Source organism: Spirosoma fluminis, assembly GCF_054778895.1.
In genome coordinates this window covers 217,011-227,489 of the sequence record NZ_BAAGZD010000036.1, presented here as the reverse complement: position 1 = coordinate 227,489, position 10,479 = coordinate 217,011, and the positions used below count along the sequence as shown (strand labels likewise).

The following is a 10,479-nucleotide window of genomic DNA, read 5'->3' as shown; positions in this document are numbered from 1 at the left end:
GGTACTGCTGTCACAAGCGGGAGAGTAGGAAGGTGCCACCTGGTGTCATTGTAAAGGCGATAGCCCATCCCGGAAGGGGTGGGCTATCGCCGTTTATAGGGTTTTATGAAGAAGACTGAAGTCGTTCTAGTTTAGCTAATTAATAAAATTATACAACTTTAAAAAGCAGCGATGTTATGCGCTTGGAAGTCAGGCAAGGTAATCTTAGCTAACAATTGTTCTTCTAAAAGATTAGCCCACTCATTCATATAGGCTACTACGTCATTACGGACATTGTGCCTAAGAAAGCGCTTCTCAATTGGAAAACGAGTTAATACTTGTCGATCATTCAGTTTCTCAAGGTGTTTGAGATCCTCCAGCATTAAGCCCGCGTTGAGCATTTCATTGATAACCAGGTCGATCGGCATCTGACTAATCGGGCAATAATCTTCTAACTGTTCGTTCCAATCGCCGTATCGCTGCCTAGCGTACTTATGAATCTGGTCCTTATTAAGCTTAGTTAGTTCTTGGGCGAGGTTACCACAGTTGCAGCCTCCCATGTGGCCCCATTGATAAGGCGCCCCATTTTGCAGATTGCGCGCTGTACGACGGAGAGCATTAATTAGCTCAGGAGTTGGTCGTGCCATAACTAGGTTTGTGTTAGATTGACAAATCGTTAATTATACTAGCCGAACAGGGCGTTTACTCAATTTGTTCGCTTAGTCCGTTAACAAAGAAGGCCCTCCCTGGAGGGCCTTCTTTGTTAACGGACTAGCTCCATTAGATCTTTGTCATTTACCTCTTTGCGTACGTCAGCCATGTCGAGGAATCGCGTGTATATGCCGTCTAATGTGGGCTTATCATAACGAAACCCTAATAACTCAAGCCGGTGCTTTAATGCATGACGTCCACTACGAGCTGTTAATACGATTAATGACTTATCAATACCTACATCTTGAGGATTCATGATTTCATAATTCTCAGAATGTTTCAGGAAGCCATCCTGATGAATACCTGACGAATGAGCAAACGCATTTCGGCCAACAATAGCCTTGTTAGCCTGAACAGGCATGTGCATCATTTCAGCTACGAGGTTGCTTACAGGAAAAAGCCGAGTTGAATCAACATTTGTATAAAAGCCAAGCTCTTTACGCACTTTTAAGGCCATCACTACTTCTTCGAGGGATGTGTTGCCAGCGCGTTCGCCAATACCGTTCATAGTTACCTCAACCTGACGTGCGCCGTTCATAACTCCAGCTAACGTATTGGCAGTAGCCAAGCCAAGATCGTTGTGGCAATGAATTGAAATTGTGGCTTGATGTACATTGGGCACATGTTCATAGATGTAAGCTATCTTCTTACCGTATTCATCGGGTAAACAATAGCCAGTTGTATCTGGAATGTTTACAACTGTGGCTCCGGCAGCGATAACGGCTTCCGTTAACTTTGCCAAAAATTCTAAATTGGCACGGCCTGCATCTTCAGCATAAAACTCTACGTCTTCTACGTAAGTCTTGGCATGTTTAACGGCTGCTACGGCTTGTTCAAGAATTTTTTCCCGAGTACTGCCAAATTTATTCTGAATATGGATGTCCGAAGAGCCTATACCTGTGTGAATACGTCCTCGCTTCGCCCACTTCAACGCTTCGCCAGCTGCATCGATATCGCCTTTAACGGCTCTACTAAGTGCACATACAGTGGGCTCAGTAACGGCTTTAGAAATTTCTACTACTGACTTGAAGTCGCCTGGACTTGAGATTGGGAAACCTGCTTCAATAACATCAACACCGAGACGTTCAAGTTCTTTAGCCACCACAATTTTTTCTTCAGTGGTTAGCTGGCATCCTGGCACTTGCTCCCCGTCTCGCAGAGTGGTGTCAAATATGAATACTTGTTGGCTCATTAGGTTGATTGATTACAGGTGGTTAGTTTATATAAAAAAAGCCCTATCTTAAGAGAGAGGGCTTAAAAAGCATATAAAGTCTCCTTCTCTCTTACAATAAGACATGCAGTCGTTGTAGCTGATTAGAAAGAATTGATAGCATATATTTGCGAAAATTCGCTGAGTGCGTAAATACGCTACAAAAGTATCACTTTCAAAAAATTATGCAAGTAAAAACACATTTTTTTGAAAGGTTGCTATTTCTGTAAATTAAGCACTTAGTTCACTCAATATTTGATTTCCCATAGCTTCAGTTCCCAGTATTTTATCGGAAGCAGTAGTAGAATTTGCTATATCACGAGTCCGATAACCACTCTTCAGGACTTTATCCACTGCATTAACAACGGTTTCTGCTTCTAATTTAAGGCCAAATGAAATATCAAGCATCAATGCAACAGACAATACAGAAGCTAATGGATTAGCTACGCCTTTGCCTGTAATATCATGCGCAGATCCATGAATAGGCTCATAAACTCCTGTATTATCACCAACAGAAGCTGAAGCAAGCATACCCATCGAACCGGCGATCTGGCTAGCTTCGTCTGTTAAAATATCGCCGAAAAGATTGCCCGTAACTACTACGTCAAAGCGTTTGGGATCTTTGATTAACAACATGGCAGCTGCATCAATAAACTGATGTTCAACTGTGACGTCGGGGTACTCAGGCGCAATGGCTTGAACGACTTCACGCCACAGACGGCTGCTTTCTAATACATTAGCTTTATCAACCGAACATAACCTTTTGTTGCGGGTACGGGCTGCTTCGAAGGCTTTGCGCGTGATACGCTCGACCTCGTATTTGCTATAGATCATGGTATCATAGGCCGTATTACCTTCGTCAATACGTTCCCGTTTACCAAAATACACGTCACCCGTCAATTCGCGGAAGAACAGAATGTCGGCTCCGCGTAAAATCTCTGGCTTAATACTGGAAGCGTCGAGCAGTTCATCAAATAGTTTGATTGGCCGCAGGTTAGCATACAAGCCAAGTTCTTTACGCATCTTCAGCAGTCCCTGTTCAGGACGGACCTTTGCCGAAGGGTCGTTATCGTATTTGGGATGGCCTACGGCGCCGAACAAAACAGCGTCGGAAGCCCGCATTTTTCTTAATGTTTCATCAGGTAGCGGAGATCCCGTAGCTTCGATAGCAACGTGGCCAATCAGCGCTTCATCGTAGGTGAACTCATGCCCGAACTTTTGTGCGATTACTTCTAATACTTGCTTACCAACGGTGGTTACTTCAGCCCCAATGCCATCGCCGGGGACAACAAGAATGTGTTTTTTTGCCATGTTAATCGAGTGTATTCAGCATTTTTTGGGTTGCCTTGATCGCCGAAACGGTTTGGTCAGAATCGAGGCCCCGTGTTTTAAATTCACGATTGTTATGTTTCCAGGTAATGATCGTCTCGCAGAGGGCATCAGTACGTCCACCCGTTGGAATACGTACTGCGTAATCTGTCAGTTCAGGAAGTTTGAGTTTCATTCGGGCATAGATCTTCTTTAACGCATTCATGAACGCATCATACTGGCCATCCCCCTGGGCATTCTCCTCGAATTGCTCTTCTGCAATACGCATTCGTAGCGTTGCCGACGGTTTAAGGTCTTTGGAGTGCGTCAGGACGTAATTGAGGATCTCTACCCGGGAGGCAATTGCATTGGTATTCAATACGTCGGAGATGACGTACGGCAGATCCTCACGGGTGACCACCTCTTTCTGATCGCCAAGTTCGATAACCCGCTGCGTTACTTTCTTAAGATCAGTGTCTGACAGCTGAATGCCTAACTCGCGAAGGTTGTTCTCAATATTGGCTTTGCCCGATGTTTTGCCTAAAGCATAGCTCCGTTTGCGGCCAAAGCGCTCAGGAAGTAGTGCATTGAAGTACAGGTTGTTCTTCTTGTCCCCATCCGCGTGAATACCGGCTGTTTGAGTAAATACATTGTCGCCGACTACTGGCTTATTATCGGGAATGCGAAGCCCCGAGAAGGTCTCGACAATTTTACTGACCTGATACAGCGATTTTTCAACGACGCCCATTTTCACTTCCGGCATAAAATCGCGCAGTACGGCTATGGCGCTCGCCATGGGGGCGTTGCCAGCTCGTTCGCCCAGGCCATTAACCGTTAGATGAATGCCATGCGCTCCTGCCCGGATGGCCTCCATAACGTTAGCGACGCTCAGATCATAATCATTATGAGCGTGGAAGTCAAAATGCAGTACCGGGTAACGGCTTACTAACTGCTGGACGAATCGATAAGCCTCTGATGGAATAAGTACGCCCAAGGTGTCAGGCAGAAGGACTCGTTTGACCGGTTGCGTCTGCAGGAAGTCCAGGTACTGCGCTACGTACTCAGGCGAGTTGCGCATGCCATTACTCCAGTCTTCGAGATATACGTTGACATCTATTCCTTGCTCTTGTGCCTGTTGGATAACATCCTGAATATCGGCGAAATGTTCTTGCGGAGATTTTTTCAGCTGATGGGTTAAGTGATTCAGCGAGCCTTTAGTAAGCAGATTCATAACCTTCGCTCCAGACGCCTGCATCCAGTCGAGCGAAGCCTGCCCGTCAACGAACGTTAAAACCTCAACTTTGTCAAGTAAACCAGCTTTAGCCGCCCATTGGGTAATCTGCTGAACGGCTTCCAGCTCTCCGGCTGATACCCGAGCGGAGGCTACTTCAACCCGGTCTACTTTGACTTCAGTGAGCAGTAACTGGGCCAGAGCCAACTTTTCCGACGCTGAAAACGACACTCCGCTGGTCTGTTCACCATCACGGAGCGTCGTATCCATAACTTCGATGTAGCGACGTGTCATAATTTAAAGAATGAATGAAAGTGTGAAAGAAGATGCAGCAATCTGCTCTTTCACGCTTTCACTCTTTAAAATGGTCGCGTTTCGGCGAAGGTGGCAATTTCGTTCTTCATCGATAACAGGTAATCGATGTCGTCGTAGCCATTGATTAGATTGTGCTTTTTGTAACCGTTGATGTCAAACGTTTCGCTTTCGCCGGTCGCCAGAAGGGTGATTGTTTGCTCCGGCAGATTTACTTCAAGCTCTGTGTTAGGATCAGCGTCAGTAGCTGCGAAGATTTTCTCTAAGAATTCGGGACTAACCTGTACGGGCAGAATGCCGATGTTTAGCGAATTATTCCGGAAGATGTCGGCGAAGAAACTCGAGACTACGCAACGAAATCCATAATCGTAGATGGCCCAGGCCGCGTGTTCGCGGCTTGAACCGCTACCAAAGTTTTTACCGCCAACCAGGATCTTTCCGAAATAAGTAGGATTGTTCAGGACAAAGTCGGCTTTAGGCGTATCGTCGTTGTTGTAACGCCAGTCCCGGAAGAGGTTATCGCCAAACCCTTTGCGCTCGGTAGCCTTCAGGAAGCGAGCCGGGATGATCTGATCAGTGTCTACGTTCTCGATTGGCATCGGAACGGCGGTGCTGCGGAGTACAGTGAATTTATCGTAAGCCATGATTGTAGGGCGTTCATGGTCATTATTGCTACGCAGTCATTGGTTGTCATTGGTGGCCACCCGTCGTTCTACGAATAATGCCTGCAAATGACCACCTCATGACGCGTAACGAATGACTGTTATTGAATAAGTTGACGGGGATCAGTTACTACGCCGGTTACGGCCGCTGCGGCCGCTACTAGTGGGCTGGCCAGCAAGGTGCGAGCTCCTGGTCCCTGGCGGCCTTCGAAGTTGCGGTTGGAAGTTGAAACGGCATATTTCCCCGCTGGAATCTTATCTTCGTTCATCGCCAGACAAGCGGAACAGCCCGGCTGACGTAGTTCAAAGCCAGCCTGTTTTAAAATATCGAGAATGCCCTCGTCCTGAATCTGCTTTTCAACAATGTGCGACCCTGGAACCAGCCAGGCCGTTACGTTATTCGCTTTCTGACGGCCTTTTACGATCGAAGCAAAGGCCCGGAAATCTTCAATACGGCCGTTGGTACAGCTTCCGAGGAATACAAAATCGACGGGCTTACCAATCATTGATTCGTTTTCGGCGAAGCCCATGTACTGCAACGATTTTTTGTAGCTCGCAATGCCATCTTTTACGGCTTCAGCTACTGGAATCTGCCGCGTTACACCCGTGCCTAAACCAGGATTTGTTCCGTACGTAATCTGTGGTTCAATATCGGCTGCATCGAAGGTGAGGTCAACATCGAACGTAGCGCCTTCTTCGGTTTTAAGCGTCTGCCAGTAAGGAATCAGTTTTTCCCACTGTTCGCCTTTGGGAGCTAGTTCACGGCCGTTTAAGTAATCGAGCGTTTTCTGATCAGGAGCGATCATACCACCGCGGGCGCCCATCTCGATGCTCATGTTACAAACCGTCATACGGCCTTCCATGCTCATGTTCTCGAATACATCGCCGGCGTACTCAACAAAGTAGCCGGTAGCTCCGCTCGCCGAAATTTGCGAAATGATATAAAGGATAACATCTTTCGGTAACACGCCTTTGCCTACTGTGCCATTGACGCTTATCCGCATTTTCTTCGGTTTCGGCTGCATGATGCACTGAGATGCCAGCACCATTTCAACCTCCGACGTACCAATACCAAACGCAATGGCACCAAATGCACCGTGGGTCGACGTATGTGAGTCGCCACAAACAATGGTCATACCGGGTAAGGTAATGCCATTTTCGGGACCCACTACGTGCACGATCCCGTTTTTCTCATGCCCCAAGCCCCAGTAGGAGATACTATGATTGGTGGCGTTACGTTCGAGGGCAGCTAACTGGTTAGCCGATAAGGGATCAGCAACGGGTAAGTGTTGATTGAGGGTAGGGGTATTGTGGTCAGCAGTCGCAAATGTACGTCCTGAGAACAACACTGATGCGCCCCGGCCCTCCAGGCCCAGAAAGGCAACCGGGCTTGTTACTTCGTGAATGAAATGACGGTCGATAAACAGCACATCGGGGCCATCTTCAATCTGCCGAACCACGTGCGCATCCCATACTTTATCGAATAAGGTTTTTGGGGTACTCATAGCTGTAGAGGATACTATTTCTTGTGATAAATTTCTGTAATTAATGTGGCCGAGAAGCCTAGCTACAAAATTGCCAGATCTTATTGAATCGTTAATCACGACATTCGTCCAGTAAATAGCGATTTTAGCTCAGGCGTTGTGTTTGGGAGTAAAACCGTATTGCTGTTTATACGCTTTAATGAAATGGGATACACTTTCGTAGCCAATCTCCATACTAACCTCTGATACGTTCTTATCTGTATTACGGAGCAAAAAATGAGCGTGTTCAAGACGTTTTTGACGAATCCATTGCCCAGGTGAGGTGTGAAAATGTTCTTCAAAATCACGTTTAAAGGCAGACAGACTACGCCCGGAAAGCCTTGATAACTCGTTCATAGACAATGGCTTTAAAAGATACGTATGCATGAGGTAATCGAGGTCCGGCTTCTGGCCCTGATAAATATGCAAGAGTACCGCTCTTAGCTGGCCAGAGGTGTCCAGTTCAAGCAGATGCAACAGCAATTCCTGAAATTTCAGACGTAATAGCTCGTTCAAGAAAGGAGTTTTCGCGCCGAAATAAGGCAGTAGCGAATCAATAAAGGTGGCGAACGTAGGTGATGACGTCAGCGAAAGAATTGAGTCGGACGGTAGCGGGGAGGGTACCGATTGAAACAAGGTCAAATGTTGCCCAACGAATTCTTTTAAGAGTTTCTCATTGACGAAGAAGACAAGGCTCCGATAGCTCGAATCAATAGATTCGTTCATCGAATAGCACCCTCGTTGGAAAAACAGAATCTGTCCTTTGCGGACGTGTAATTCCTGAGTAGGTGAACTGAATTTTTTTGCGCCTTCCAGTACGACAATAACGGCATGCTCCTCAAAAAAAACTTCGTTCCGTTCAGGGTATACGTCGCTACGATACGCCACAAACGTCATTTCCGACGCGTCGGATCGACGGATGCTCAAGGACTGAAACTGATCGGGCTGAATAGATGAAGGAACGCGGAGCATAATCCAATCAGGGTTTATTCAACTCCTGTTTGATAATAATATCAATCCACTCTTTATTAGCAGGAACTTCATTCCGAATAGCATCCCACATAAGTTGGTAATCGATACCCCAATAGTTATGAATTAGCTTATCATGCATGCCAGTAAAGCCCCGCCAGTCGAATTCAGGATTATTAGAGCGAAACTGATCAGAAACATTTTTACAGGCCTCGCCGATTATCTCGAAGCTTCTGATAAATGCTTTTGACAGCAATGGGTGGTTTAGGAAATCTTCATAGGAAACATCGACTGACTGTTGTACGATGAAATTAAGTTCAGCTTGTATGTGCTGTAGAAAATTAATCTGTAATGGGCACATATTCGATCTCTTTCTCTGCCTCCCGTTTTACAAAAGAAGCCATACCATCCCAGGTTAATAACTCCACTTGTCGCCCCATTACTTTTCCAAGATAATAGACCATGTTAATAAAGTTGCGGAATGTTTTTTTCCTTCCTGAAACTCTACAACAAAATCTACATCACTTTTTTCAGTCTGCTCACCTCGCACAAATGAGCCAAACAACCCAAGCCGAGCCGCCCCAAATTGTTTCAGTGCGGATTGGTGCGAACGCACACGTTCAAAAATCTGGTCTTTTGTTTGAACTGCAACTGCCATGATTGTTGAATTATACCAGAAACTGAAATAGATCAGGTTGATCGTTCAGGTACTCGAAAGCGATGTTTTGCTCCTGCATCCGCTGGATGAGCGGTTCGAAATCTTCGCGGTGTTTAAGTTCGATGCCTACTACGGCGGGACCGGTTTCCCGGTTTGTTTTCTTGACGTACTCAAAGCGGCTAATGTCATCGCTAGGGCCTAATACGTTCAGAAAGTCACGGAATGCACCGGCCCGCTGAGGGAAGCGGATGATGAAATAATGCTTGAGTCCTTCGTACAGCAAAGAGCGCTCTTTTATCTCTTCTGTTCGGGTAATGTCGTTATTGCCGCCACCGACCAGACACACTACGTTCTTACCTCGAATTTCGTCTTTCAGGAAATCTAAAGCTGCAATGGCCAACGCGCCAGCTGGCTCAGCCACAATGGCTTCTTCGTTATAGAGCTGTAGAATTGTTGTACACACTTTTCCCTCGGGTACCAGGATGACCCGGTCGAGGTATCTGCGGCAGATTTCAAACGTTGTTTCACCAACGCGCTTCACAGCGGCTCCATCGACAAACTTGTCAATCTGATTGAGCGTCACTACGTGCCCTTCATCTATGGCTACCTTCATGGAGGGTGAACCCAACGGCTCAACTCCAATCAGCTTGGTCTTCGGGCTTAGCTGATTAAACACGGTCGATACGCCTGATGCCAGCCCACCTCCACCGATGGCCATCAGGAGGTAATCAATTTTGAAGTTCGAGTCTTTAAAAATCTCTAAGCCAACTGTGCCCTGGCCTTCCATAACCTGTAAGTCGTCGAAGGGATGGACGAAGGTGCTGTCGTGGGTGTTTACGTAGTCAATGGCTGCATGGTACGCATCGTCGTAGGTGTCGCCGGTCAGCACTACTTCTACGAATTCTTTCCCGAACAACTTTACCTGTTTTACTTTCTGATTAGGCGTTGTGGTGGGCATGAATATGCGGCCGTGCACTCCCATTTTGCGGCAGGCGTAGGCCAGGCCCTGGGCATGATTACCGGCACTAGCGCATACTACCCCTTTTGCCAGGGCTTCGGCTGGCAGACTGGCCATTTTGTTGTAAGCTCCCCGAATCTTGTAGGAGCGGACAACCTGCAGATCTTCCCGCTTTAAAAAAATAGTAGCGCCATACCGGTCTGACAGGTTGATGTTTTCCTGTAAAGGAGTATGCGTTGCCACGCCCCTGAGCCGATCAGCCGCGAGGTATATGTTGTCAAGGTCGGGGAAGGTAATTAGCTTGTCGACGTCGGTTCCAGTGCTCATTCGTTGCGTGTTCCGTATTTAACAAAAATACGAAAACTTCGTCAGCCCTTCTTTGTCGCAATCACTAAGCCGGTAGACCAGGCCAACTTTGTCAGTATCAAATCGTCTCTTGATTCCAGTTGGGCTACTAATCGATCTGCTTTAGCCTGATGGCCTTCTGGCCAGTTAGGCTGTGGCAACATGTCATCAATCAAATAAATGCCATTAGACTTTAGTATTGACAGCGCTTTATCAAGTTGTAGATACTTTCCGGCCCAAGTATCGGCGAAGATAAAATCGAATGATTCTGTATTGGCGTTAAGCCATTCCTCACCGTCCTGACAGATCAATTGTAATCGGTTATCCGCACCCAGAAATTGCTCCGCAATGGCTAAACAAGCCGGATCATTATCGACCGACACCAGCGTTGAACCCTCATCCATGCCGTCGAGGAGCCAGGCGGTCGATAAGCCTGTTCCCGTACCTAACTCCAGGAAGTTGCCACCCGGCTTCGATCGAGCCAGCGTACGCAATAGAGAGGCTGCCAGCAAATCCACGTTCATGGAAAATCCTAACTCTGCCGAAGCGGATACAATCTCATGATGGGGGGCAACAACCTCGGCGATGTGGCCAAACATAGACTTTTAGAAAA

11 protein-coding genes are annotated in these 10,479 nt (G+C 46.9%); all 11 read right to left on the bottom strand.

Annotated features, from left to right (window positions below):
- Positions 1 to 158: 158 nt before the first annotated feature.
- The 11 genes from ACYVBJ_RS21810 to ACYVBJ_RS21760 all read right to left on the bottom strand — a co-directional run bounded on the left by ACYVBJ_RS21810 (position 159) and on the right by ACYVBJ_RS21760 (position 10,465).
- Positions 159 to 626 carry a hypothetical protein gene (locus ACYVBJ_RS21810; RefSeq protein ID WP_460984419.1) on the bottom strand — a complete coding sequence of 156 codons (468 nt, stop codon included), beginning with the start codon at positions 624 to 626 and terminating at the stop codon, positions 159 to 161.
- A 116-nt stretch (positions 627 to 742) separates the two neighbouring features.
- Entirely contained in the window at positions 743 to 1,882 is a 1,140-nt protein-coding gene (locus tag ACYVBJ_RS21805) for a 2-isopropylmalate synthase (RefSeq protein WP_460984418.1), read from the bottom strand.
- Positions 1,883 to 2,131: 249 nt separating this feature from the next.
- Positions 2,132 to 3,211, bottom strand: coding sequence for a 3-isopropylmalate dehydrogenase (gene leuB / locus ACYVBJ_RS21800; RefSeq protein ID WP_460984417.1), 1,080 nt, complete (start codon positions 3,209 to 3,211; stop codon positions 2,132 to 2,134).
- Position 3,212: 1 nt separating this feature from the next.
- Complete coding sequence (locus ACYVBJ_RS21795) at positions 3,213 to 4,733, bottom strand: alpha-isopropylmalate synthase regulatory domain-containing protein (protein WP_460984416.1); 1,521 nt, start codon at positions 4,731 to 4,733, stop codon at positions 3,213 to 3,215.
- Positions 4,734 to 4,798: 65 nt separating this feature from the next.
- Entirely contained in the window at positions 4,799 to 5,395 is a 597-nt protein-coding gene (gene leuD, locus ACYVBJ_RS21790) for a 3-isopropylmalate dehydratase small subunit (RefSeq protein WP_460984415.1), read from the bottom strand.
- 119 nt (positions 5,396 to 5,514) lie between these two features.
- Positions 5,515 to 6,918 (bottom strand): 3-isopropylmalate dehydratase large subunit, encoded by a 1,404-nt coding sequence (gene leuC, locus ACYVBJ_RS21785; RefSeq protein WP_460984414.1) that lies wholly within the window; start codon positions 6,916 to 6,918, stop codon positions 5,515 to 5,517.
- Between the two features lie 129 nt (positions 6,919 to 7,047).
- Positions 7,048 to 7,908: a helix-turn-helix transcriptional regulator gene (locus ACYVBJ_RS21780; RefSeq protein ID WP_460984413.1), complete on the bottom strand. Its 861-nt coding sequence runs from the start codon at positions 7,906 to 7,908 to the stop codon at positions 7,048 to 7,050.
- 7 nt (positions 7,909 to 7,915) lie between these two features.
- Positions 7,916 to 8,266 (bottom strand): HepT-like ribonuclease domain-containing protein, encoded by a 351-nt coding sequence (locus ACYVBJ_RS21775; protein WP_460984412.1) that lies wholly within the window; start codon positions 8,264 to 8,266, stop codon positions 7,916 to 7,918.
- Positions 8,267 to 8,344: 78 nt separating this feature from the next.
- On the bottom strand, positions 8,345 to 8,563 hold the full coding sequence (locus ACYVBJ_RS21770) for a nucleotidyltransferase family protein (protein WP_460984411.1): 219 nt from the start codon (positions 8,561 to 8,563) through the stop codon (positions 8,345 to 8,347).
- Positions 8,564 to 8,573: 10 nt separating this feature from the next.
- On the bottom strand, positions 8,574 to 9,848 hold the full coding sequence (ilvA, locus tag ACYVBJ_RS21765) for a threonine ammonia-lyase IlvA (protein ID WP_460984410.1): 1,275 nt from the start codon (positions 9,846 to 9,848) through the stop codon (positions 8,574 to 8,576).
- Between the two features lie 41 nt (positions 9,849 to 9,889).
- Positions 9,890 to 10,465, bottom strand: a complete 576-nt coding sequence (locus ACYVBJ_RS21760) for an O-methyltransferase (RefSeq protein ID WP_460984409.1) — start codon at positions 10,463 to 10,465, stop codon at positions 9,890 to 9,892.
- Between the last annotated feature and the right edge of the window lie 14 nt (positions 10,466 to 10,479).

Bases quoted from the DNA above. Each gene is read 5' to 3' on its own strand.
- ACYVBJ_RS21760 (WP_460984409.1), bottom strand. From the start codon at position 10,465: ATGTTTGGCCACATCGCCGAGGTTGTTGCCCCCCATCATGAGATTGTA.
- ACYVBJ_RS21795 (WP_460984416.1), bottom strand. From the start codon at position 4,733: ATGACACGTCGCTACATCGAAGTTATGGATACGACGCTCCGTGATGGT.
- ACYVBJ_RS21805 (WP_460984418.1), bottom strand. From the start codon at position 1,882: ATGAGCCAACAAGTATTCATATTTGACACCACTCTGCGAGACGGGGAG.
- leuD (WP_460984415.1), bottom strand. From the start codon at position 5,395: ATGGCTTACGATAAATTCACTGTACTCCGCAGCACCGCCGTTCCGATG.
- ilvA (WP_460984410.1), bottom strand. From the start codon at position 9,848: ATGAGCACTGGAACCGACGTCGACAAGCTAATTACCTTCCCCGACCTT.
- ACYVBJ_RS21775 (WP_460984412.1), bottom strand. From the start codon at position 8,266: ATGTGCCCATTACAGATTAATTTTCTACAGCACATACAAGCTGAACTT.
- leuC (WP_460984414.1), bottom strand. From the start codon at position 6,918: ATGAGTACCCCAAAAACCTTATTCGATAAAGTATGGGATGCGCACGTG.
- leuB (WP_460984417.1), bottom strand. From the start codon at position 3,211: ATGGCAAAAAAACACATTCTTGTTGTCCCCGGCGATGGCATTGGGGCT.
- ACYVBJ_RS21770 (WP_460984411.1), bottom strand. From the start codon at position 8,563: ATGGCAGTTGCAGTTCAAACAAAAGACCAGATTTTTGAACGTGTGCGT.
- ACYVBJ_RS21780 (WP_460984413.1), bottom strand. From the start codon at position 7,908: ATGCTCCGCGTTCCTTCATCTATTCAGCCCGATCAGTTTCAGTCCTTG.
- ACYVBJ_RS21810 (WP_460984419.1), bottom strand. From the start codon at position 626: ATGGCACGACCAACTCCTGAGCTAATTAATGCTCTCCGTCGTACAGCG.